The sequence below is a fragment of the Spongiibacter thalassae genome (assembly GCF_012272835.1).
GTDB classification, from domain to species: domain Bacteria; phylum Pseudomonadota; class Gammaproteobacteria; order Pseudomonadales; family Spongiibacteraceae; genus Spongiibacter; species Spongiibacter thalassae.
In genome coordinates this window covers 547407-572694 of the sequence record NZ_JAAWWK010000001.1, presented here as the reverse complement: position 1 = coordinate 572694, position 25288 = coordinate 547407, and the positions used below count along the sequence as shown (strand labels likewise).

Annotated in this window: 19 protein-coding genes, 1 pseudogene and 1 riboswitch; of the genes and pseudogenes, 9 read left to right on the top strand and 11 right to left on the bottom strand. The window is 52.4% G+C overall.

Translation table 11 applies throughout. The annotated features are described in order from the left end of the window. Nucleotide 1 precedes the first annotated feature (1 nt). From HCU74_RS02380 to HCU74_RS02365, 4 genes are read right to left on the bottom strand one after another with little or no spacing between them, the layout of a single operon-like run. A complete protein-coding gene (locus HCU74_RS02380) occupies nt 2–736 on the bottom strand; it encodes an urea amidolyase associated protein UAAP1 (protein ID WP_168448786.1) in 735 nt (244 codons plus the stop codon). Further along, complete coding sequence (locus HCU74_RS02375) at nt 733–1512, bottom strand: ABC transporter ATP-binding protein (RefSeq protein ID WP_168448785.1); 780 nt, start codon at nt 1510–1512, stop codon at nt 733–735. Before HCU74_RS02375 ends, HCU74_RS02380 begins: the two co-directional genes overlap by 4 nt. Next, a complete protein-coding gene (locus HCU74_RS02370) occupies nt 1509–2333 on the bottom strand; it encodes an ABC transporter permease (protein WP_168448784.1) in 825 nt (274 codons plus the stop codon). Before HCU74_RS02370 ends, HCU74_RS02375 begins: the two co-directional genes overlap by 4 nt. A gap of 18 nt (nt 2334–2351) precedes the next feature. Continuing rightward, a complete protein-coding gene (locus HCU74_RS02365) occupies nt 2352–3392 on the bottom strand; it encodes a putative urea ABC transporter substrate-binding protein (protein ID WP_210425076.1) in 1041 nt (346 codons plus the stop codon). Nucleotides 3393–3452: 60 nt separating this feature from the next. Further along, nucleotides 3453–3590, bottom strand: a riboswitch (guanidine-I (ykkC/yxkD leader). 357 nt (nt 3591–3947) lie between these two features. Between HCU74_RS02365 and HCU74_RS02360 the strand changes: the two genes are divergently transcribed. Further along, nucleotides 3948–6068: a hypothetical protein gene (locus tag HCU74_RS02360; RefSeq protein ID WP_168448782.1), complete on the top strand. Its 2121-nt coding sequence runs from the start codon at nt 3948–3950 to the stop codon at nt 6066–6068. A gap of 225 nt (nt 6069–6293) precedes the next feature. On the opposite strand, the gene HCU74_RS02355 is transcribed toward HCU74_RS02360, so the two are convergent. From HCU74_RS02355 to HCU74_RS02340, 4 genes and pseudogenes are all read right to left on the bottom strand, one after another. Beyond that, a complete protein-coding gene (locus HCU74_RS02355; RefSeq protein ID WP_168448781.1) occupies nt 6294–7220 on the bottom strand; it encodes a helix-turn-helix transcriptional regulator in 927 nt (308 codons plus the stop codon). 629 nt (nt 7221–7849) lie between these two features. After that, nucleotides 7850–9886: a c-type cytochrome gene (locus tag HCU74_RS02350; protein ID WP_168448780.1), complete on the bottom strand. Its 2037-nt coding sequence runs from the start codon at nt 9884–9886 to the stop codon at nt 7850–7852. Nucleotides 9887–9974: 88 nt separating this feature from the next. Beyond that, nucleotides 9975–10082 (bottom strand): annotated as a pseudogene (locus tag HCU74_RS20390) (hypothetical protein); the annotation flags it as partial. A gap of 182 nt (nt 10083–10264) precedes the next feature. Beyond that, nucleotides 10265–12709 (bottom strand): TonB-dependent receptor, encoded by a 2445-nt coding sequence (locus HCU74_RS02340; RefSeq protein ID WP_168448779.1) that lies wholly within the window; start codon nt 12707–12709, stop codon nt 10265–10267. A 292-nt stretch (nt 12710–13001) separates the two neighbouring features. Here HCU74_RS02340 and HCU74_RS02335 point away from each other — a divergent pair, with 292 nt between their 5' ends. From HCU74_RS02335 to HCU74_RS02310, 6 genes are all read left to right on the top strand, one after another. Beyond that, nucleotides 13002–13616 carry a TetR/AcrR family transcriptional regulator gene (locus HCU74_RS02335; RefSeq protein ID WP_168448778.1) on the top strand — a complete coding sequence of 205 codons (615 nt, stop codon included), beginning with the start codon at nt 13002–13004 and terminating at the stop codon, nt 13614–13616. Between the two features lie 427 nt (nt 13617–14043). Beyond that, a complete protein-coding gene (locus tag HCU74_RS02330) occupies nt 14044–15618 on the top strand; it encodes a class I adenylate-forming enzyme family protein (protein ID WP_168448777.1) in 1575 nt (524 codons plus the stop codon). Between the two features lie 24 nt (nt 15619–15642). Then, entirely contained in the window at nt 15643–16413 is a 771-nt protein-coding gene (locus tag HCU74_RS02325) for an enoyl-CoA hydratase-related protein (protein WP_168448776.1), read from the top strand. A gap of 10 nt (nt 16414–16423) precedes the next feature. Beyond that, complete coding sequence (locus tag HCU74_RS02320) at nt 16424–17302, top strand: SDR family NAD(P)-dependent oxidoreductase (RefSeq protein WP_246864439.1); 879 nt, start codon at nt 16424–16426, stop codon at nt 17300–17302. 131 nt (nt 17303–17433) lie between these two features. Then, nucleotides 17434–18672, top strand: coding sequence for a thiolase family protein (locus HCU74_RS02315; protein ID WP_168448774.1), 1239 nt, complete (start codon nt 17434–17436; stop codon nt 18670–18672). 163 nt (nt 18673–18835) lie between these two features. Beyond that, nucleotides 18836–19162, top strand: coding sequence for a GNA1162 family protein (locus tag HCU74_RS02310; RefSeq protein ID WP_345889650.1), 327 nt, complete (start codon nt 18836–18838; stop codon nt 19160–19162). 276 nt (nt 19163–19438) lie between these two features. Here HCU74_RS02310 and HCU74_RS02305 read toward each other — a convergent pair whose 3' ends face one another. Genes HCU74_RS02305 through HCU74_RS02295 form a run of 3 tightly spaced genes read right to left on the bottom strand, consistent with a single transcriptional unit; the run spans nt 19439 to nt 21212 of the window. Next, nucleotides 19439–19966 carry a hypothetical protein gene (locus tag HCU74_RS02305; protein ID WP_168448773.1) on the bottom strand — a complete coding sequence of 176 codons (528 nt, stop codon included), beginning with the start codon at nt 19964–19966 and terminating at the stop codon, nt 19439–19441. After that, complete coding sequence (locus HCU74_RS02300; RefSeq protein WP_168448772.1) at nt 19941–20456, bottom strand: hypothetical protein; 516 nt, start codon at nt 20454–20456, stop codon at nt 19941–19943. The genes HCU74_RS02305 and HCU74_RS02300 overlap by 26 nt, the downstream gene beginning before the upstream one ends. Before the next feature lie 36 nt (nt 20457–20492). Continuing rightward, nucleotides 20493–21212, bottom strand: a complete 720-nt coding sequence (locus tag HCU74_RS02295; protein ID WP_168448771.1) for a hypothetical protein — start codon at nt 21210–21212, stop codon at nt 20493–20495. A 548-nt stretch (nt 21213–21760) separates the two neighbouring features. Here HCU74_RS02295 and HCU74_RS02290 point away from each other — a divergent pair. Both HCU74_RS02290 and HCU74_RS02285 read left to right on the top strand, forming a co-directional pair. Further along, on the top strand, nt 21761–23344 hold the full coding sequence (locus HCU74_RS02290; RefSeq protein WP_168448770.1) for an alkaline phosphatase: 1584 nt from the start codon (nt 21761–21763) through the stop codon (nt 23342–23344). A 35-nt stretch (nt 23345–23379) separates the two neighbouring features. Then, the gene (locus HCU74_RS02285) at nt 23380–25215 is read left to right on the top strand and encodes an alkaline phosphatase family protein (RefSeq protein WP_168448769.1); all 1836 of its coding nucleotides are present in this window, start codon (nt 23380–23382) and stop codon (nt 25213–25215) included. Nucleotides 25216–25288: the final 73 nt, after the last annotated feature.

Sequence of the window (25288 nt, the reverse complement as noted above, 5' to 3'; positions counted from 1 at the left end):
GTTAGCGGCCAAAGTGGTACAGGGCGTTGTTGGCAAAGCCCCGGCGATTTTCATCACACAGATTCAGACACGGATCGTCCTCCGTCATCGGCGGTGCCACCGCCAGCTCCACGCCGATTCGGCGGCGGGGATAATCCGCCGAGGTATTCAGTGGATGGGGGCAGGCATGAAGCACTACCAGAGTATCCATTTCGATGCGCAAGGTGACCTTCCGCCCCGCCTCGCTGGCGGTGTTATCAAGGCGCATATTGCCCTCGGCATCGGTCACCACCTTGCTGAAAAAATTGATATTTGCCGCCATATCCCGAGGGCCGAGGCCATATTTGGCCAGCTCCACCAAAAAGGCGTCATTGCCGTTTTGCAGCCAGTTATTGCGCTGGCTCTGATAGTCCCGCTTACCCCAGCGCGCCGCCACATGGCTGGCGTGGGAATTGCCACACACGGTATCGTGCCAACCGCTGTCATCAGCGGTGATTGAGGCAAAGATGCGCCCCATGTCCGAGTACAGGCAGTGGCCACGGGTCAGCTTGAAGCTGTGCTGGCATTTGAGAGTATCCGGCGCGTTGTAACGCTCCAGCAGGTTTTTCGGGTTGTAAAACAACACACCGGCATTGCCGCCTCCGTCGATGTCGCACAGGGTCAGCTGGGTGCCACGGGGCAGCTCCAGCGACCAGTGGCCACCAGCAGCCAGCTCGGTGTGGTATTCGGTCATGCTTGTCATTGCCAGGTCCGTCATAGTGAATCCACCACGGCGTCGGTCGCCGTCATGCTTTGGTCAATTTCTTCCAGCAACTCCGGTTCACAGGCTCCCACCGGCAGGTCGTAGGTGATCCCTGCACCGTAGGCATTGGGGGCCTGGGGGTCGTTGCGCAACTTGTCGAACACCCACAGGCGAGTGCCCAGATGAAAGCCCTCTTTCAAATCGTGGGTAACCATAAAAATGGTGAGTTTGTGCTGGCGCCACAGGCGCAGTACCAGCTCGTGCATATCGGCGCGAATACCGGGGTCGAGGGCACCAAAGGGTTCATCCAGCAGCAGAATTCGCGGTTTAAGAATCAGCGCCTGAGCGATGGCCAGCCGCTGCCGCATTCCACCCGACAGGGCGTCGGGATAGCGGTGCTGCATATGGCTCAGCCCAACAATATTCAACAGCTCCTCGGCCTCGGCGATGGCGGCACGTTTGCGCGCGCCGAATAAAAAGCCAAAGCGACTGTCGGCGAAGGCCCGAGCCACCACCACGTTGTCGAGTACAGTCAAATGGGGGAACACCGAATACTGCTGAAATACCACACCGCGGTCGCTGTCCGGCTCGTCGGCAATGGGTTTGCCATCCAGCAGAATTTGCCCCTGACTGGGTGTGTCAGTGCCGAGCAACATACGTAGAAAGGTACTCTTGCCGCAGCCCGAAGCGCCGACCAGGGTAATAAATTCGCCCTCGGCCACCCTGGCGGAGATATTTTCCAGAATCACGCTATCGCCGTATCGCTTCCACATATTGTTGATTTCGATCATGCGCCGCCCTCCTTGGGTTCATGCCAGGGAAAGGCCACACGACTCAGCTTTTGCAGGGCGAAATCAATCACAAAGGCCAGCACGGTAATCCACGCCACATAGGGCAGAATCACATCCATCGACAGGTAGCGGCGCACCAGAAACACGCGATAGCCCAAGCCATCTGTCGCAGCGATCGCCTCGGCGGCAATCAGGAACAGCCAGGCTGCACCGAGGGATAAACGCATCGCGTCGAGCAGTCGCGGCAGCAACTGGGGCACCAGCACCCGCACAATAATCTGAAAACTGTTGGCGCCCAGGGTTTGGGCCTTCACCAGTTGTTCACGGGGAATTTCAAGGCAGCGCTTTTGAATATCCCGAGCGATAAACGGCGTGGTGCCAATGGCGATCAGCGCCACCTTCGACACTTCTCCCAAACCGAACACGATAAACAGCACCGGCAGAATCGCCATCGGCGGAATCAGCGACACCACCGTGAGAAGCGGTGCGAAGCTGGCGTTCAACATGGGCAAGGCACCGGTCATCAGGCCCAGAAACATGCCCAATGAAGCGGCAATGGCCATGCCCATTCCCAAACGCTGCAAGCTGCTGAGGGTGTCCTGCCAGAACAGGTACTCGCCAGTGCGCTTGCTGGGCTCAAAGGCCAGCCGATTGATGGCATCGCCCATCTGCTCAAAGCTCGGCAGTAACTTGTCCTGAGGGTTCTCTGCCAGCCGGGCATCCGAGGCTGCCATATACACCAGCAGAATCAGGGCAAAGGGCAACATCGCCAGGGCAACGCGCCAGACCTTGCCCGGCGCCAGGTTTATCATTCGCTTCATATTAAGGTTCCAGGGGAATTACAGCTTGCCGTCGGCGGCCATCTGCATATAACTGGGATTGAAGCGCAGCTTGATATTACCCTTGTTGCCAAATACACCAGCGGGGGTTTCAATGCCGATGAATCCGGCATCCGGTGCGCCATCGCCCAACAGGCCGTGTGCAAAGGAAAACTCTGCCACGTTTTTCATGGTGGTTTTCAGGGCGTCAGATCGGGTAAAAGCCACCGCGTCGGCGGGCTTGTAGAACATTTCTGTGCTGGCAAGCTGGGCCTCGAAACCGGCCAGATCGGTGCCGGAAGCCTGGGCCATCGACGTGCGTGCGGCCACAGCCTTGGCGTCGCTACCGCTCATGGTCGCCATAATTTCATACCAGGCGCCGGTCAAGGCTTTACCCAGTTTGGGGTTGTTTTTCAGCACCTCGGTATTAATCACCAGCAAGTCGATAATCTCGCCGGGAATCTGCGAGGAATCAAACACCTTGTTGGCACCGGGCATGGTCAGAATTTCGCTGAGCAGCGGGTTCCACGTTGCTACAGAGGTAATACCCGCCGTAGGGAACACGGCGACCATATCCGCATCAGAGGTATTCACCACGGTCACATCGGCTTCTTTCAGGCCAACGCTATCCAACCCCCGCGCCAGCAGATAGTGGGACACACTCAGCTCGACCAGATTCACCTGCTGGCCCTTGATGTCTTTCAACGAGTCGTAGCCCTTCAGCACAACTCCGTCGTTGCCGTTGGAGAAATCACCCACCACCAATGCGGTGCTATCAACGCCCCCCGCAGCGGGAATGGTCAGCGCATCCATATTGGTCATGGTGCAGGCGTCAAAGGCGCCGGTGGTGTACTGGTTGATCGACTCGATGTAGTCATTGATCTGCACGACATCAATTTCAATGCCGTATTTCTTCGCCCATTTATCGACGATTTTTTGTTCGTCGCCATAGCCCCAGGGCATCCAGCCGACGTAAATCGACCAACAGACCTTAAAGCTGTCAGCAGCAAAAGAGAAAGAGGAGAACGTCAGTGTAAGTAGTACAGCAGCTAGTCGCTTCATAGCGAACCTCCGGCTAGTGTTACGCGGTTTCATAGAGCACTCCTGGCTAAATCGCCGATCGTCTCCCGGGCTTTTGTCCCGCCGTGTAACCTTTCTGCGCCGGCTTTCGCAAATACAGCAAGCCAAATTCAGAGGAGGTCGAAAGCTCTCGGACCAGTCATCACCATTGCGGTGATCGGAACCCTAGCCTTCCATTTGCAAATTGTAATGTCCTGATTCATCAAGAGTGCGGACACCCTACAACAATACAGATATTGTGCCAACAACCATGATTTTACGTGAAAGCTATGTTGTATGGGGGCTGGCAAGGAATGCGAGGGCCAGGGCTTCGCCACCCGCTGCGCACCAACTTAAAACACAAGCCAAATCATCGCACCAAAACAGAACACGCTTAGAGCAGTAAGGCGGCAGCCACCGACGCCCGCGCAGTCTATACTCGATAATGCATCACCGAAGCCTGCGCTTACGCCACCCTTCATACTTCGATGCGAGCCGTGTTGCAAATATAAAGGTCGCATATTGGCTGCAACGCCTACCCACACACAGGAGGCAAACGTGAAACCTCACATTGTGCTTACCCTTAAACGCTTTCGTACCAGCCTGATACTGATCGCACAAGCACTACTAATCACCACACTGGTGAGTTGCGGCGGAAGTGGAAGGAACACATCGCCACCCATTGTGGTGAACAGCTTGCAGGACCTTTCATCCCCCGATGCCGCCACCATCACCCTGCGTTCTGCCATTGCCTCCGCCGCGCCGAACCAGCAAATTACCTTTGCCCCCGACCTCGACGGCGGCACGATCAACCTCAGCATCATCGGCGAGGACCACACCGCCCTGATCGGCGAAGTCATGGGTTTTGATACCGCCAACAACATTTCCTTTCTGGTCGGGTACTTTATGCGCGACTACGGTCGTTCTGCGCTCTTCGCTGCCAAGAGCCTTTATATTGACGCCTCCAATCTCGCCAACGGCATCACCTTGAACTGGAATGGCACCGAGCCAGCCCGCGTTCTCGCCGTCGATGGCAACGCCACGCTCATCAACGTATCCATCACCGGTGGCAATAGCCAATTCAGCGAGGCCAGTGATGTCGGACAGCACCCCGACGACAATCAAACCTCAACCCTGGCACGGGGCGGCGCGCTGGCGGTATGGGGTACGGCCAACCTGCGCGACTGCACCCTTTACAACAACCACGCCAGGGGCGACGACTCTGACACCTCCCGCGACGGGGGGGCCTATGGCGGTGCCGTCTATGCCGATACGGTGGTGATCGACAATTGCACCATCAGCGGTAATACCGTCTACGGTGGTGGCGCAGCCGGCGGCGGCGTATTTTCTGTGGGCGGTCGCCACAGCGGCAGAAACATCGCCACAATTACCCGCTCGACTATCAGCGAAAACCGCATTTCCGGACTGTTTGCCTACGGTGGCGGCGTGTATTCAGACGGCGGTGGCATCGGTCGCTCAACCCGCCTTCATATTGAAAACAGCACTGTCGCGAGAAACAAAGTCGAACCCCTGCAACTTCCCCCCTTCCTGTTTAATCTGCTCAACATCGGCTATTGGCGCGGCGGCGGCCTGTACATGTCAAATGGCTATATGCAGGTTCAGGGCAGCACCATTGTTGAAAATCAGGTGTTCGGCAAACCCCGCGTCACCGAAATCGACAAACCCAATCTGGCCGGCGGCATCGCCGCTACCATCGGCAACGCCCATGCGGTAGAAGATATGCTGATCGGCCAGTCGATTATCGTCGACAATACCGTGCATGAAATCGACGGCGTCGGCCCGAGCGGCTACACCATCGCCCGCCAATACCAGCACGATGTTTTTAGCGGCTCCGTGTTCGAGTTTCGCAGCCTGGGCCACAACCGCATCGGTGTGATCGACTTCAGCCAAATACTCGTCCCCATTGGTGAACCCACCTGGGATTCCCTGTCGCGCAAGCACTACCCCCAAAACAACGACCTCGATGGCGTGAACCCCAGCGACGTACTGGGCAGCCCGGTGTTGTCCGCATCTATTCCATCAGCAGGCACCGAGACCGCCCCTTTCGCAGTGCTGTACTACCCCCCGGCGGGCAACGCCCTCAACCAGGTTCCCGCCAACAGCTATTTGCTTAACGAAATACTCGGCAATCTCGACGGCCCGCAAAACGAGGGACGCAACCCCCTGCTGCTGTCACTGATACTCGACCGCATTGCCGAGCACTACGACCAAACCGACTTTGCCAGCCATTTCCGAAGCTACTTTGAAGACTATCTGGCCGATATCGACCCCGATACCGACGGCAGCCAGCAATACAGCAATTGCAATCAGGTCACGATCAACACCCTTGAGCAAGCCTTCTGGTGTGGGCCTTCACAAACCTGGCCCCAGGAAGCCTACAACCACGCCTACATCGAATTTTGGCACCACCTGGATCGAGCACTGGCTGGCGACATTGCCGCAGTGACGGTTGACCGCATCAACGACCTCGGGCCGGCGCTGATCAACGACGCCACCTGGGCAAAGCTGTTTGAGATGGGCAGCAATGTTCACAACGGCATTACCGTGATCCTCAGCCAGCGATCAATCCAGGTTAATAAACTGCAAACAGACCAGCTGGGCACAGGCCGACCGGCCAACACGCCTGGTGATATTGGGGCGATTGAAAGTGATGATTAGGGAGAGTCAGGGCTCACGCATTGAGTTTGAGTAGCGCTTAGCGCTCCGTGAATTGCGAGTATGACGTGGCCGCAATCGCCGCCAAACGATTGCGCCACTGGATAAGATCGTCAAACGTATGCGTAAACGAGGTTATCTCACGCGCTACAATGCTATTCCTTTTGGCTCTTTGGCTCTTTGGCTCTTTGGCTCTTTGGCTCTTTGGCTCTTTGGCTCTTTGGCAAGTCAATTATTCACCAAACATTCCCTGTATACCCCGGGCGCAACATTGAACCATCGATTAAATGCTTTATGGAAACTGGACTTGTTAGAAAAGCCAAGGATCAGTGTCATTTCCATATAGCTTTTCCGCGCATCAACAATCAACTCACCGGCTAAATTTCGCCTAACATCGTCTAATATCTCACTGAATGACGTCCCGCACTCACTCAATCTGCGCTGAAGCGTACGCGACGAAACACTCAAACATTCTGCCACTTTCTCTACATTACAATTCCCGTTTATTAGCTCAACGTTTATTTGCTCGTAAACAGTACTAGCAAAACGAGAATCTCGCCGCATAATCGCCATTTCACGGCGAAGACGTTGAAGCATCGCATCGTGAACAAATTCTTCCGGCTTAAATTTACATTCATCAAAATATGCTGAATCTATTTCAATGTAGCTAAGACAATTGGATTTGGTGTTCACCACATCAACGCCCAACACAGATTTAATATTATCGACAGGAATACCACTACGCAGGCCTACTTTACAAAAGCAATCCTCAAGGAGCACAGCATCTAATATTTTGCATAATACCGACAAATGAAATTCTATAAATTTAAGCGAAACATTAGTTTTTGGGGGAAGCTCCCACAGCAACGTCGTGCTTTTTTTACTTAACTCAACCCCTAAAGCACCGAAATCCAGAAGCACCGGCGAGCACTCCACAATTGCCGATATTGCCTTTGTACTGCCAGGCGCGCTTTTCAAAAGATAATCGGCAAAGCCGATATCATTCTCACCAACGTACATACCAGATTTAACACTAGCCTTTTCATCCTGTAAAAGGACTGAAGCGGCCTCAAGTAGAAACTCAAAGAACCGAAGCGGAAACCTTCCCGAGTCGGTTAGATGATCAGAAGGATTCCAACCTAACTCAACCTCCAACTCTGCTCGAGTTATATTATTAACATCCAGATACCTTAGGACTCCGTCTAAATATGATTTGCAAACCGTGGGCAACCTCACCAGCACCTCCGCAACTGTCTATTATTTATTATTAACACCCAAACTAAAACGCTTATTCGACGACTACAAATAATCTGGATTGTTTACGTGCACTACACAATGAATCCCAAGAAATCATGACAAGACGTCCACGTTTACTCTTTAATTAACCAAAATAATTCTTATGAATTATTTTGGTTAATTAAAAAATACTGGCACACTATTATTTTTGACCCTAAGAAGTAATAAAAAAATTACTATCTACGATATAAACCAAGAACAACCGAATTCAGCGTTTCCTGAAAACAGTGGCCACGAGGTAATACAAAAAATAATCCCTGGCTTTTCGGCAAACTATCGCAATCCCGGTAATTTTCACAATCAGAATATCCTTTAAAACATTATTTTAGTTCTTTATATCGTCAACCTATTTTCTTGTATTTTTTACGCTACCACCTACAACAAACTCCGCCACAGATACTGCGAAAATTGCACTTAGAGGATAATAACCAAACGTTAGAACTACAAAAAAAAAGGCCGGAGCGCGCAATGCACGTTCCGGCAATGGACTAGAGGGTTTTCAGGTATTCAATAATTGCTTCACGTTCGCGCCCAGTCAAGGCATCAGTGAAGTCATGCCCTGAATTGGAGTTACCAAACTTACGCGTGTCCATAATGAAGCGCTTATCCTCTGCACCTGGGGTCGGGTCATTCACTGGAGCAAAAGGGGCCCACATCAAAGCGGAGTTCGCCATAGCCATAACAGTCTGGATATAAGATGGGCCTTCATCGTCCACAGGATTACAGTTGAACAGTGTATTCCCCGGTATCTCGCCACAACTCAGCACATCATGCTTCCAGCCCACCGAATCATAGTCATAGGCCACATCCAAACGCTGATCATACCCTGTAACAGGCCCAATAGTTTGCAACTGCCGACGCCATATTTGTGGTCGTTTACTTGAATCCAACACCGCCTCAAGCGTAGGAACAGAACCATTGTGCAGGTAGGGAGACGTCGCCCATACACCGTATAGCGGTGGCGCCATATAGCCTGGAGTACGATTCCACTTACAAACGCCCTCAGGCCGCATATCCTTTGGGAAACCATCATCTGCCATTTCTAGAGCAGGATCTTTATCCTTAGGATCGACCCATTTATCTTGCCCATCGGTATAACTCCAGAACGATGAATCCCAAGCATCAGCCATGGCTTCACCAACATGATCGAAGTGGGCAGGATCGGTACCAATAACATCAAGTGGCACGCGATAAGCGGCAATACCTTCCAAAGCCGGATCGTCAAGGAATGCAGGGTCGTTGGCAAAGCGAGGCGAAGTCACTCCATGGCAGCTAGCGCAAGACCCATTACCTTCGGTCGGCAATTTCCCTTCGTTACCTGGCGCCGCACGCAAATCCTTAACGTGGAAGAGGATAGCGCCCTGTTCAGCCAGTGCGATATCAATTTCCCCTGGATATTTTGGCGACTCCAGTGACGTTAACCACATCATCACCTTGTCATCATGTGTTTCCATGAACTCATAGCTAAAGTCACCACCGGCGGCCAAAGCAAGTCGCTGGGCATCCATGGCCGGACCACCGTCGAACATTTTGCGCGTTTTAAACGAGTCCCCCCACCAGGCGGGAGCATCCTGTTGAGCACCGGTCGCCTGTGTTGAATCCGCCGTCAACACTGCCAACTTAGCTGGATTCGGGTTTATTTCCAGCGTATCCCAGTCGAGGAGGCCCATCAAAACAGCCGTTCCTCCAGTCGCATTGTTCTGTCCGCGCTGGTCGGTCCCGAGTGAGAGCACGTTAATCGGAACGCCAGAATCAATCCCTTGCATAACGAGATCCACGTTATTATTTCCGAGACCCAGGTTCTTGAGGGAAAACACATCATCCCCCGCGTATGGATCACCGATTGTACCGCCGTGACACAGCAAACACGCAGTGGAGCCTATCTGGCCAGTATAGTTGCCGTCTGCATCCTTCGTTTGGCGGAAGCCTTGTGGCAGCTGTCCAGAGCCGCCGTTGGTCAAGTTTGGATCTTCCCCGGGCAGCGGATAGGGGTTGTCGTAGGGTGCTGCGTTCATGCCGTAGCGAAGCGTGTACATTTGATCGTAATTTTCAGGCCTCTCGGTTAGGCCCCATGCCTGCCAAGCCGAACCAAACTCTTCAGCTGATACCGTTGCGCTTATCGAAGGCAATATATCGATAATGGTGCGCTCGCCAAATTCAACAGACGCGCGCCAATCACCACAAGTTTCAAGCGTGGGATTGTATTCTTCGGGGACGTTTTCGTGACATGACTCCCAGAAGGCATTGAAGTAAACCGCCTTACCAACGTTAGTACCAGGCACGACGAGTGTCCGAGGATCAGGCGGCAGTTCGGCTGAGTCGGGTTTGCCGTCACAGTAAAGATTCCACTCGCTTTTGGCATGTCGACTGCCAAGAAGCGGGAACTCTTCTGCATTCTCACCACTATCAACAACGTCCACAACATCATCCACTGGTGGAACAGTCGCTGAACCTCCACCACCTCCACATCCGACCATAAGTGCGGCCAGTAGGGCATAAGGAAGCCCCATCTTTACTCCACTCATAATTATTATCTCCTAGGTAGAGTGAACTTAGCTAAACTTGCTAATCATTCAACATATTTTTACGGGCTACTTGTTCAAAAACGCTATTTTAATTGTGTAATTTACTTTCTCTGAACTGAACTGAACTGAACTGAACTGAACTGAACTGAACTGAACTGAACTGAACTGAACTGAACTGAACTGAACTGAACTGAACTGAACTGAACTGAACTGAACTGAACTGAACTTACTTGCTATCTACTCAACATGTTTTTATAAAAATTATTTTAACCTAAAAATTAGTATTCCAAACATCCCCTCAGCTGTCAAGTGTCGCGCGAGAAAACAATCTACCTGCCTAAGCCCTATCAATCCGACGCAGGCAGGTGATCGTCGACTCTAATACCGCCAAGTTACCTCACCGTGTATGCTACGAGGCGCTGCGGGAGCTTGGTAGAACGTTCCCGTCAATAAAGGCACATCACTGATAAACATCGAAACAACTTCATCTGTCAGATTCTGCCCCACAAGGCGAACCGTCCACGCCCCATCCCGACTACCCAAACCAATGTTCGCATTCCATCGCAGCGACTCTCCTTGCAACACGCGGTCATCACGGACCGCTAAATCAGCGTAATATTCACTCTGATAAATGCCGGTGATACCCGCGACAAGTTCAAACTCTCCAAGCACATTGATATTGAACTGAGGCCCGAGTGTTGCCGACCATTCCGAGGCGAAATCAAGCGGCTCGCCCGTCAAGTCACAACGCTCATCACCGTCACCATCGGTGTCTGGATAATCCTTAGTGCAACCCCCATAAGGAAATTCCAAAAACTCTGTAGGGTTATACCCCACTGAACCCTGGAGTTTTACCCAGTCGGTGAGCAACCATACTCCATCAAGCTCCACACCTTGAGAAAGTGCCCGCCCCGAATTATCCACAGCAAAGGCCGCTGTATCTGGATCCTGCGTTAACACTTGAAAATCATCAAGGACCATGCGGAAAACGGCGATATTAAGGTTGGCCGCACCGTCAAACAGTCTTAACTTGGCGCCAGCCTCCCACGACGCCACAACCTCCTCTTCGTACTCAAGGTTTGAGTCCGCTGACGTAGAGGCGAACATATTGAACCCGCCGCCACGAAACCCCTTAACCCATGAAACATAAACGTTCGACTCATCTGAGATATCAAATTTAAACAGTATTTTCGGTATAAGACTGGATTCCTCTCGCTCTCGCTGCGCGGCGTATTCCTCGCGCCCGAGAGCCGCTAATGCCAGCGCACCTGTTCCTTGACTGTAGGCGCTTTCCCAGTTCGCACTCTTACTCTCCTGTCCATACCGCAGCCCAAGCTGCAGCGTGGTTACCGAGTTAAACATCCAATCCAACTGTCCGAAAAAAGCCAATGACTCTGTCATTTGACTGAACACAATATCGACGATTTCATCGTCACTAGGGTCATTCTGAATTCCACTCCCCCCCGGCATGGCAGGAGCACCCGGTAGTGGCGCGCTGCTCGACCCTGCATCGATCCCCAGTAAGGCCACAGTAGACGCCGGATCGATTATTACGCGCCCCAAAGCATCACTAATCTCACGATCTTGCCAAAACACACCGGTCGTCAAGCGACTATTGCCTAAATCGGCACCAAACATGCTGCCCAAACCAAGCAAACCATCCAAATCCGGCGAATCGGTTCTAAGCTCGAACGTGGTTTGAGGGTGCGTGTCCTTGTTATCCAGGGTCAACATGGGCGTCGGGCCAAAATCAGCATCCATCACAGACTGATATTCAAGCTTAGAGTACCCCGCAACAAGTGTTACCCCCCAATCGCCAACATCAAAGCTATGATTGAGGGCAAACGAATCCACGACAATAGAAGTAAATTCATCACCATCAACCGACGTGATGTAATTATCGGTAATACCATCAAACCCTGGATCGTACTGTCGATAGATCGCCTCTGCGTCTGGATTAACCAAAGTAAGCTCTGAGCCCAACCCCGTCATTTCTACATTTGCATGATCGTAGGTAAACTCCATGCGACCCGCCAACAGATCTGGGGCGGTCAATTTTATCCGCCAAGCCTCCCGCCGATTTCCACCACTGCGCTCATTGGCTAACGGCGTCACAGCTTTTGTTGTATTTCGCAATGCGCCATCTCGTTCATCGAACGAGGCAACCACACGAACCTCTAACTCATCCTCTACCAGCGGCCCACCCGCACCCAACTCAACACTCCGGTGCCCCCTTTGACCAGACTGTAAATTAACGTTGGCACTAAATTCATCACCACCGGAACGCGTTACGATATTAAAAGCACCCGCCGTACTATTTTTTCCAAACAAGGTTCCCTGTGGCCCGCGCAGCACCTCGACGCGCTGTATGTCGTAGAGTGGAAGCTGAAAGTACGGCGAGGTGCCGTAGGTCACACCATCAATGACCATTGAAATGGGCTGCTCAAAAGCACGATTCATTGGGTGAGCATTGAAACCACGAATACTCAACTGCGGCAACGTCCCGTTGGTATCTATACGTGCGTTGGGCACAAACAAGCTGAGGTCACCAAGATCACTAATAGAGTTTTCCTGCACAAACTCATTACTGAAAGATGTAATTGAGATAGGGACGTCCTGCAATGATTCCTCGCGCTTTTGAGCCGTAACCAAAACTTCTTCTAAAACGCGCCGATTAGCGGTTCTCACAACTTGTCCTGATGCGTTCTCGGCGGACGCAGCTGAACTATGTTCGTCGCTCGCCCGTCCTGAAGCGGCGAGTACAGCGGCACCCTCGCCAGTCAGGAAAACCCCAAGCACAATCGGTCTTAGTATTTGATTCATAGATGATCTCTCCTGCGATCGGCGACCGGACTTTCCTGTGCGAGATTACTGCCATAATGGATGCGTTTAACTGCTCGAGTCTCATCGCTACCCACAACAATAAGCAAGGAGAAAATGGCGCGCCAAAAAATACTTGTTATTTGTATAGCATGTTTTATAGACTCACCATGGCCTTGTCAAGCTTATTCTGCAGACAGGCAATTCCATTGCACTATTTTGCTGAATCACACACAAGTTAATGCCAGCTTGTGAGAAAATGGCATTTGAATAAAAGCCTAACAGGGAGATCAATATGACAATCCAAAAGCGACGCACCCAGGTAGACCGCAGGGAAGAGGCTGAATCCAAGTTAATTGATGCTGCGGTCTCATTGATCGCTCATAACGGGTTTAAAGGTTTCACGTTGGCTGAAGTTGGCCAGACTGCGGGCTATAGCCGCGGACTGCCAGTACATTACTTCGCATCTAAAGACCAACTGATCGAACGAGTGGCCGAACACATTGTTGAACGCTATTACGCTGGCTTATCGACTGGCGTGCATGCAGAGCGCGGCCTTCCCATGCTCATTGAAATGATCCGCCAATATGCAAATTTACTGAAAAAGGGGGACGACTCCATGCGCGCCTTTTCCTTCCTCCTGGCGCAAGCACCTGTGAACGAATCTGTAGGACGCGCCTTCACCAAGCTAAATACAAAAGGCACGTCAACACTGCAAGAGCAGATCACCGCCGGTATCGACGCAGGTCATATCAAGTCCAGCATAGATGCAGCAACTTCCGCACAAATGATCTACGCATTTCTTCGCGGCGCTCTCATGTTTTCAGTATCCAGCAAAGACTTTGACCCCTCAGCCGTAGTCGAACAATTCATTTGCACCACGATTAATAGCTTCCGTGTTATCCAATAATTACAATGAAATCGAACTGATCGACCAGAGCAAATAGAAAGCGCTTTGCTCCGCTTGCCGCTACCACCTCAGTTTTATTCCCCTCGCATGATCCGACCAGCCAACTGGAAGGATCATGTAGCCGTATATCGGCCTCCGTTTTTCCCGAAAACACGCAAGCAGCTCCAGGCCAATTAACTGATAAGACAAGCTGCAGCCGATCCACCTTCACACATCTTTTTTTTCAACAGCGCAGTACCAGGGAGCCTTTGCACAACCTGGCTATTCCATCACCGCAGCGCACTCAAATGTCCTGCGAGAAAACCACCCGCCACTGAACACCTTAAAAAAAATCAACTCGGCGAGACCAACTTCACCATTGACTTGCTATGCGCTTAGCAAATAATATCAACTACACAACCTAATTTCAGCCAAGGAGATAACAATAATGAGCACTTCCAACGCAGTGGTATCAGCAGATATTCAGCCAACTCCAGGAAGCATTGAGTATTGGGCCCAGCAAAAACCCAATACAACTGCCATTATCGACGGCAATCGACAACTCACTTATAAGCAATGGAACACCTACGCAGACGCACTCGCCGAGGGGCTCGTGCGCCAGGGTATTGGCCCCGATGACATCATTGTTACCCGCTTACAAATTCGCTATGAATGGGCGATTTTCGCTTCTGCCGCAGCGAAAATCGGCTGCACGATTCTCGGTCTAAACTGGCGTCTCACTCCAAGTGAAGTCAATTACGTCTTGATGAATAGCGGCGCCACCGTTGTCGTGTGCGACGACGAATCACCCACCGCGTTAATACCGGCCTTCGATGGCTTGCCCATTAAATTGCGCATCTCAATGGACGTACCAGCCGAAGGCTTCGTATCCTATGATGAATTGTTGGCGGCTGATGCACCGGCTCTATACTCGGCTGGCGACGCTCGGCTAATCATCTACACATCCGGCACCACCGGCTTGCCCAAAGGGGTAAGAAATGATGTAGCACCTAATTTCACCGCCCAACAGGCGACCGAGTATTACGCTTCAATCGGTCAGAGTCGCAAGCTAAACCCAGGCGATGTCATGCTGTTAACACTTCCGTTGCACCACGCTGCAGGGCCAGCGAATGTCGGTGCAGCACTCTCCAACGGCAACCTGCTTATTATGTTAAGACGCTTTGATGCGGAAGAAACCCTCCGCCTGATTGAGCGTCATAAAGTAAGCTACTGGACCGGTGTACCCACTATGTTCAAACGCCTCAAAGTGTTGCCAGAGGAAACCCTCGCCAAATACGACATATCATCGCTAAACAACTTGGCGATTGGCGCTGCGCCAGTTCCACCATCCCTAAAGTCTTGGATTCGCGAGTACTTCGGGGAAGTGCTGTTCGAATCCTACGGCGCAACCGAAGTCGGCATGATTAGCGATCTTTCTCCTGAAATGCAAAAAATAAAACCTGACTCCAGCGGTAAACCTCATCGACACGTCAGTATCGAAATCCGCGACGACGACGGTAGGGTATTACCGGCAAATACGCCCGGAGAAATCTGGGTTCGCACACCGGTCACAATTCGAAACTACATTAATGCGCCAACCCTGGGCACCGATACCGTCGACAAAGATGGATTCTTCCGTATCGGCGATGCCGGTCATATGGACGAAGACGGTTTTCTGTTCATCACCGACCGCACTAAGGACATGATCATCTCTGGAGGGGTCAACCTTTATCCTGCCGAAATTGAAGCGGCGATCATACAACACGATGACGTACAAGACGCCGCCGTCATCGGCATACCCGACGAAGAGTTTGGCGAAAAAGTCCTGGCTTTTGTTGAGCTGCGAGAGGGTCGCAATGTAAGCGTGGAAGATTTGATGTCCTTCACAGCGGGCAAGCTGGCTTCATACAAGTGCCCGAAATCCATTGAACTCTGTGACTCACTGCCTCGCAACACGATGGGGAAATTACTCAAGCGCGAACTTCGCGAGCCCTACTGGCGTAATCACACACGTCGTGTCTAGTCGAGCACAAGGAAAGCAGCCACAATGAGCTACATAAAAACGGATATTGATGAGCACGTCCTGCTCATCACGCTAGATCGGCCGCAGGCGCGCAACGCCTTCAATCAAGCGATGGCAGACGAAATGGAAGCCATTATCGACCAATACGAAGCGAACCCGAATCTTCGCTGCGCGATCCTTAGCGCAAATGGGCCCACCTTTTCCGCTGGGCAAGACCTGATTGAAACAGCTAAAACAGGTAGGGTCTCATCAACCCCGCGCCGCGGGGGCTTCGGCATTATGGCGCAGCCTCCAACAAAGCCACTCATCGCTGCGGTCGAAAACCAAGCGCTGGCTGGCGGCATGGAACTCACCCTTTGCTGCGATATCGTGGTTGCCTCCGAAAAAGCGATCTTCGGGCTGGCCGAGGCCAAGCGCAGCCTTGTTGCCATTGGCGGCGGTTGCTTCAGGCTCCCGCATCGCATTCCCCATAACATCGCAATGGAGATGATCATTACCGCAGAACCACGCTCAGCTGCTGCCATGCATCAATTAGGCTACGTCAACAGCATGGTCCCCGTAGGCCAAACCCTAATTGAAGCCAGACGCTATGCAGCATTAGTTGTACGTAATGGGCCAATGGCGGTTAAAGCCTCAAAAGCGATTGCCTCGCGCTCGGCTACGGAGCAATGGAGCGACGCGGAGGGCTGGCGGCTGCAGGAAGAACTCGTCGCTCCGGTCATGCAATCTTATGACTTACAAGAAGGTCTGCGTGCATTTTCCGAAAAGCGCGCCCCGATATGGAAAGGAGAATAACAAAGTGAAAATGCTCGAGGGTAAGACCGCCATCGTTACCGGTGGGGCGCAAGGTATCGGCATGGCCATCACTCGAAAGTTGGTAGGAGAAGGCGCGCGCGTCATGTTTGCCGATATGGATGCATCGGCAGCTGAAGTAGCGCTAGCGGAGTTTGGCAACCAGGCTTCAGCACATGTTGCTGACTTACTTGATGAAAGCACACCACAAGCCTTAGTCGACGCCACCGTTCAGCGCTTTGGCTCACCCGACATCATCGTCAACAATGCCGGATTTCACTGGGATGCTGCATTACACAAAATGACCGACAAGCAATGGCAAGCCATGCTCGACATCCACATGACGGTGCCATTCCGGCTGCTTCGTGCTGCAGCTCCACACATGTTCGCTGCGGCCAAGAGCGACGCGCAGGCAGGACGGGAAGTCATGCGTAAAGTCGTCAATGTATCATCCCTCGCCGCCTCATTTGGCAATGTCGGTGCATCCAATTATTCGGCGGCCAAAGCGGGGCTTATTGGCATGAGCAAAGCCCTGGCAAAGGAATGGGGGCCACACAAGATCAACGTGAACGTGGCCGCATTTGGCATTATCCAAACTCGCTTCGGTCAACCACAGAGCGAGCAAAACCGCATCAAAATTGGCGGTGAAGAAATTCAAATGGGAGTACCGGATAAAATACTTGAAGCAATTGGCATCAACGCAGAAGACGCGAAATCCACAACGGCAGACGATCTTTACCGCCCACGCGAAATCCAGTCAATTCCACTTGGTCGAGCTGGACATATCGACGAAGCCGCTGACCTTGTCTACTTTCTGTGCTCCCCACTTTCAGATTATGTAACGGGCCAGGTTATGGCCGCCAGTGGCGGCCTTATGGGCGGCATGATCTGACCGATTTCGCACAGAAATCATTCGCGAAGATGCTGCGGTTAACGCTAACAATGACCGCGGATAAGCGAAACCGAGACCTCAAACTCAGCGTTTTGACTTTTGCGATCAACTTCAGTTTTTAAGGAATAACAATGGACGGTATCTATATAGTTGGCATTGGCATGACACGCTTTGGCCGCCACCTCGAATGCTCGCTAGATCATTTAGCAAACGAAGCCATCCAACTGGCAGTAAAAGATGCAGGTTGCGCTATCAACGACCTTGGCATTGCCTATTACACAGGAATTACAAACCATCTTCAGGATCAAACCTCGATTCCAGGCCAAGTGGTGTTGAGTAAATGCGGAGTGCAAGGCATTCCCATAGTGAACGTCGAAGGTGCCTGCGCCTCCGGCACCATTGGCTTAAATATGGCCATTCAGTCATTACTTGCTGGCAGCTATGACACAGCCCTGGTTCTCGCCTCAGAGAAAATGCATATTCCTGATAAAGCTCGCGCATTCAAGGTATTCGATGGCGGCTGGGACGTCGCTAATAGCGAAGAAAATGCCAAGGTACTAACGAAACTTTCGGAAGGTTTTGTTGCGCCCGAGGGCTCAGAGTCCGATCGGCCTTACAGCCTATTCATGAAAATCTACGCCGCAATGTGTATCGATCACATACAACGCTACGGCACCAGCCAGAGACAGATTGCGGCCGTCGCATCGAAAAACCATAACCACTCTGTGCACAACCCTCTGGCACAATTTAACCAAGCAATGAGTATCGAAGAAGTCCTCGCCGCACCGCCCATCACCTTCCCATTGACACTCCCGATGTGCGCCCCGCTAAGCGACGGAGCGGCGGCCATAATTGTATGCAATGAATACGGCCTTAAACGCATCGGCGCGGATAAACGCCGTACAATCGCTGTCAAGGCCAGCGTCATTGGCGGTTATACACTTAGGGAATGGGATGACTTCGAAAACCATTGCGAAACACTGGCGTCGAAAAAGGCCTACGACATCGCAGGCTTAGGCCCCGAAGACATCAATGTGGCTGAGGTGCATGACGCCTCCGCCGCCGGTGAAATCTTTCACGTCGAGAATTTGAAATTTGTGCCTAGAGGTGAGGGCGGCCCCGCCGCAGAGCGAGGAGAATTTTCGCTTGGTGGCCGCCTGCCCGTAAATACCTCGGGTGGACTGGTATCAAAAGGACACCCGATTGGCGCCACAGGGCTTGGCCAGCTACATGAACTGGTTACCCAATTACGCGGTGAAGCTGGAGCAAGACAGGTAGAGGGTGCCCGTATCGCCTTGCAGGAGAACAGTGGCGGTCTTATCGGAGTAGAGGAAGCTGCCGTTGGCATTACCATTCTGAGTCAAAACTAAGTCATTGCCGACAGAGACCCTTCAAGGCCGGTGTTTAATATAACTAAAATATCAGCCATGTAGCGCAAGACCATTTGGCCCTGTCCGCAAGAAAAGACATAGTGATTCCACCGCTGAATGAAACGGTCGACGTCAACGCCCCCTACACCTTTATTTCAACGGTATCGAGGCCGCTTGTGACACCAATATTCGCCAATGTGGTCAGAAATATCAGCTGCTGTCCTCAGTGATCGTCGTCGACTCAGAGCTGAAACTGGTGGACGCCAGAACCGGCGCGCCGCTTTGGACCGGAGTCGCGTTTGCACAGCAGTCGTCCAGTGATGGTGGCGGCGGCCTGGCTGGCGCACTGATTGGCGCGGTGGTTTCGCAAATTGTGGGCTCGATTGTCGATAACACCCCAAAACTGTCGACCATGGCGAACACCAATCTGGTACGCAACCCGAATCAGGGCCTGCTGCCCGGCCCTTACCAGGAAGATGTCGCGCTGTAGCGAATATCGTTATCAGCCATTTTACTGTTCACGAAAAAATCTCTCGAGGATGGTTTTGACCATCCTCGAGTGTCAGCGGGCTGCATGACTGAAGCCCTTCACATCGTTTCCTGTTTGTAGTCGTAGGGTTTGAGCTTAGGCATGCCATTGCTATCTGATCAGATGCTTTAGCTTAGCAAAATACACTGGCATTCAAGAGAAAACCTACAGCCTCAACGCCAGAGCACGGGCGTCATACTCGAAACTTAGAGTATGACGTTGCGGTGCCTGCCATTGTTAAACCCCATTGTAATTATCATGTATTTGTATGCAGGTTCTAATCGCATCGGCAGTAGCGACAGCAAGTGGGCCTTTGTCAGCGTAAATAACAATCACTTCTTTTGAACTTTCTGCACTACCATCCGCTTTACCTTGACCGGCTACATCAACAGTGGCTTTACCTTTAATCCCACCTGAAGACTTTGCTGACAAAATTCCCAGTTCTCTGGCGCAGATCATGTAAGCCACAGCGGATTCTTTCAAACAGACAGCAGCATTTCCGCTAGAGTATACATAAGCCGTCTTATCCGGGTTTTTGCAAGAATCATTTCCGTAAAGTTTTGGCTTATTTAGCACTGAGCATCCAGAAGCCAATGTCGCAAAAGTTATTAATGTAACTATTTTTTTCATCATCTTTCCTTTTCTCATTGTTGGTACGGTAAGACATTTAATGCCGCCAAAACGCTCGTTATTTTTTTGCCGCATGCGAGCGAAAAATACGTCGCCGTTACTGTCCTTGCTAGCTTTCTCTGGAATCATACGCATCAGGTTCCCCGTAAAACGACTGATATTCTATGCGGATATCAATAATATCAAGAAGCTCCTTCATATTATCGATACATGTAGACTCATGCGGCAGTACCTTAATCCTTATGAGATTATTTTCACTTGACGCTCTAAATACATAACCGGAGGTCATAAGGGATACTAAAGTACTTTCTACCAAAAAATTTTCCAAAATATTGGATATTGCCGCCTTTAGTTCATATTCAATATCACCCACTAATTCAGTACCGTGATAGAAAAACTGAATATTTTTAATAACTGCTGGACCCAGCCCTGCATTTACGATCGTTGCATTAATGGTTGGCGGGATATTTGTAGTAGAAGTCTCCATAACTAGAGAAGGCTTTAGAGAAAGCCGATTATGCTTTCTGTTACTATGGCCCTCATAAATCGCTAGCCCAAGCGCTACCAGAGCGATAAGCACAGAAAAAAACGCTGTAGCAATTTGCGCGTACTCAAATGTGTCCATTTCTATCCTTGAAAGCTAACCGACAACAGCCACTTTTTAAGCCTTCTTTTTATTGAGTATAAAGGCAAGCAAGCCGTGTAAGCTGCCTGCTTGCAATAGTACTTTTGAGAATGCACCCATGAATCGATCTGAAGACGCATAAAAGTCCTCTGCGGCACCGAATACTTCCTTGGCATTCAAGCTTTCGATAGTTTCTACTTGAGCCAACGCATTTGGATCTCGATGAGCTATAACAGAATTCCTAGGCTGATGAAGTATTTTCGCTGCTTTACGCTGTGCCTTTTTTAGCGTCCTCAGTGATTCGAATAACTCATTCTGTACTTCTTCGGGTACCGAAGAGCGAGATAGCAAGGCCTTGAGATTCTTTCCTGCCACTTTACCCATGTCCCATTCATAGATGGTGAGCAGAATAATCCTCAGTGACAACTTCCTTTTCCATTCATCAGGATGAGTTAGAGCATCAATTTTGACAGCCTGAATATCGTTCTCGGCCAACAGGTAAAACAGCCCCATATTCATGAGTGCCTGTGTGCACTCGTTCCCCTTACTGTTCGCTCGCTCGGCCTCTCTCTTGAACGTCTCAAGGGTGGCCTTCAAAACTTTATTCTTCTTCCTTTCCCGGAAGGTCAAAGCGATCCTGGAGTATCGCAGTGTTGCAGCTTCAACCGAAGGCCAGTACTTTCGCGTCCACTTTCGTCTGTAATAGCGGTTTATTACCTCAGGGGGAGCGTCAAATATTCTTTTGTACTTTGGCACAAGGTCTCCAAATGAGGTTTAACGCGCGTTAATACGGCCTCCGGCCTCACAAAAATTCTTACCGGGCGGCCACTGTAATATCTTAGACAGGCGCACAAACCACCCCAGCACCCCAAACAGGCACCACTCTCAACGCTTTGAAGCCAGGAATTTTCTGATATCGACTTCTGCATTCTCATTCCCTGAGTCAACCGGCGATGTTTGACGGTATGGCGCGAACGCAGCCACACACTGAGTACCTACCTGTACTACCCACCCCACTGTAATGTAATTTTTTAAAAAAGCTAGCCCCCCCGCAATCGACGCTACACCTCCCCTATTCCGGCGTGTTCTGCGCATTTCGCCGCGATAGTCGTCAAACCGCCAAAAAAACGCAATAAAACCGTAAACATCTGCCCATAGGATCTAACGCGGTAAATGATAAAGCCGCTGTCGTTTACGTGCTCCGACGCTGGTTTTTGGCCGGGGTGTAATCAGACGTCAAGCGGATATAACCCTGCGACCTCTCCGTTCCGGTCATAGAACACCTTCTTACTAGGAGCTTCCACATGCGCTTTTCACGCACTTTATTGTCAGGGGCTTTGCCTCTGGTTATTGCGTCTCATACTACGGCGGCGGTGCTGCCCGCTCACCAAACCAGCAACACCTGGTTTACCTCTGCCAAAACCACCACCGAAGCCAAGGCCTCTGCTCCGGCGGCGGGCACCGCGAAAAATGTGATTCTGTTTGTTGGCGACGGCATGGGCATTTCTACCCTTACCGCTGCGCGTATTCTTGAAGGCCAGACACTGGGCGGCAGCGGCGAGGAGCACAATCTGAGCTTTGAAACCTTTCCCTACAGTGCGCTGGTAAAAACCTATAACGTCGATGCGCAAACCCCGGATTCTGCTGGCACCATGACGGCGATGATCTCGGGCGTAAAAACCGATGTTGGCGTGATTGGTGTTGATGAAGATGTCGAGCGGGGCGACTGCGCTACTGTTGCCGGTAATGAGTTGATTACCGCCGTCGAGCTGGCCGAACTGAAAGGCCTGGCCACGGGGGTGATTTCCACCGCACGGATTACCCATGCCACCCCCGCCGCCACCTATGCCAAGGCCGCTGACCGCAACTGGGAGGACATCAGCGATATGCCCCAGGCGGCCATTGATGCGGGTTGCACGGATATTGCCGATCAGCTGGTGAACTTTGAAAGCAATCTTGAAGCGCGTATTAGCGGCGCCGATGTTGATGGTATTGATGTGGTAATGGGCGGCGGTCGTCGTCATTTCCTGCCCAAGGATGCCAGCGCCAATAGCCCCGATGCGGTCAGCGCGGTGGAGGGTGATCGCACCGACGGTCGCAATCTGGTCACCGAGTGGCAAACCCGGTATCAGAACGGCACTTATGTGTTCGACCAAACGGGTTTCGACGCCGTTGATGCCAGCACTACAACCAAGCTGTTCGGCCTGTTTAACGAGTCGCATATGCAGTATGAAGCCGACCGTGGCAACGATGTGTCCGGCGAGCCTTCACTGTCGCAGATGACCGCCAAGGCGATCGATATTCTCGACAATAACAGCAACGGCTTTTTCCTGACGGTGGAGTCGGGTCGTATCGACCACGGCCATCACGCGGGTAGCGCCTATAACGCCCTGACCGATGCAGTGGAGTTTGCCGCCGCAGTGAAAGCCGCCGTCGACAACACCAACCCCGACGAAACGTTGATTCTGGTCACCGCCGACCACAGCCACGTGTTCACCATTGCGGGCTATCCCAAGCGCGGCAACCCGATTCTGGGCAAGGTGGTGGCTATTGGCGAAACCGCTCCGGCCACCGCCGCCGATGGTATGCCTTACACCACTCTGGGTTATACCAACGGTATGGGGATGCAAACCTTGGGCAGCGAAACCGACGCCGACGCGGTGTATTCCCAAAGCAATAACGCCGGTCGCCACGATCTGGCCAGCGTTGACACCACCAGCAGCGGCTTCCACCAGGAGGCTTTGGTGCCACTGGGTTCAGAAACCCACGCTGGTGAAGATATCAGCCTTCACGCCACCGGCCCCGGTGCCGAAAAGGTGCAGGGCGTGATTGAGCAAAACCTTGTATTCCATCTGATTAACGATGCCCTTGGCCTGATTGCCGATTAACAAGGCTGCTACGAGCTGATAACAGGAGATTTGAAATGAACGTATTTAAAGTCGCAATTCTTGCAGCCGCCATTGCGGGCCTGAGCGCCTGTGGTGGAGACGATGGCGATACTGGCCCACAGGGCCCCGCCGGTGCCAACGGCGCCGATGGCGCAAATGGCAGCAACGCACTGGTTAGCCAAACGGCGCTGGCCGAAGGCGATGCCAATTGCCCCGGTGGTGGTATTCGCTTCGACAGCGGCGCGGATGCCAACAGCAACAACCAACTCGACGCCAGCGAAATCACTAACACTGAGTATGTCTGCCAGCCCCACAGCGCCGCTGAGCCTGTAGACCTGATCGGCAATACCAAAAACAATGCCTGGTTTACCGCTGGGCAGCAGCGAGTGAGCCAGGTTCAACAATACGGTGCCACTCGCGGCTCAGCCAAAAACGTGATTCTGTTTGTCGGCGACGGTATGGGTATTTCCACCGTGACCGCCGCGCGGATTCTGGAAGGTCAGCTCAAGGGCAAGCTGGGTGAGGAGCACAACCTGAGTTTCGACCTATTCCCCTTCACCGGTCTGGCCAAGACCTATAACGTGGATGCGCAAACACCGGATTCGGCGGGCACGATGACGGCGATGATGTCGGGTGTGAAAACCGACGCCGGGGTGATTGGCGTTGACGAAGACGTAGTGCGGGGCGACTGCTCCACCGTGGCCGGTAATGAGCTGGTGACCGCGCTGGAACTGGCCGAAATTGCTGGGAAGTCGACCGGGGTTGTGTCTACGGCGCGGATTACCCACGCCACCCCCGCTGCAGCCTACGCCAAATCCGCCGACCGCAACTGGGAAGACATCAGCGATATGCCTGCCGCTGCGGTGACGGCGGGTTGTGAGGATATCGCCTCGCAGCTGATTAATTTCGAGAGCAATCTTGAGGCCCGTATCGCCGGTGTGGATGTCGACGGTATTGAGGTAGTCATGGGCGGTGGCCGCCGTCACTTCCTGCCCAATATACCCGCTGCCAACAGCCCCGACGCGGTAAGCGCCACCGAAGGTGACCGCACCGATGGTCGCAACCTGGTAGACGAGTGGCAGGCCCAGTACGCCACTGGCACCTATGTGTTCGACAAATCTGGCTTCAAGGCGGTGGATACCGAAAACACTACCAAGCTGTTCGGCCTGTTTAACGAGTCGCATATGCAGTATGAGGCCGACCGTCACAACGATGTAGCCGGTGAGCCTTCGCTGCGTGAGATGACCGAAACCGCCATCAAGGTGCTGGACAATAACAGCGAAGGGTATTTCCTCACGGTGGAAGCGGGTCGTATCGACCACGGCCATCATGCTGGCAGCGCCTACAGCGCGCTCACCGACGCGATTGAGCTTTCTGAAGCGGTGGCCAAGGCGGTTGAACTGACCAGTCAGGAGGACACGCTGATTATCGTCACCGCCGACCACAGCCACGTGTTCACCATTGCGGGCTACCCCAAGCGCGGCAACCCGATTTTGGGCAAGGTCGTGCCGGTGGGTTCCAATGCGCCCTCGCTGGCCGCCGATAACATGCCCTACACCACCCTCGGTTACACCAACGGGCCAGGCTTCCGCGACCTGGGTGACGAAACCGACGCCGATGAAAGCTACAACCACGCCATCGACACTGGCCGCCAGGACCTGCTGTTTGTGGATACCACGGCTCCTGGCTTCCATCAGGAGGCGTTGATTCCGCTGGGTTCAGAAACCCACGCGGGAGAAGACGTGGGCATTTACGCCATCGGCCCCGGCGCCTCACTGGTCAGCGGCACCAATGAACAGAGCGTGATCTTTCACGTGATGGACTTTGCCGCCGACTTGGTGAACAAGGCCGATGCCAGGCAAACGCCCTGATCCATCCTCCCCTTAATGGGGAGACTTGCCGACGGGCGCCGATGATGACATTGGCGCCCGTCTGTATTCCGGT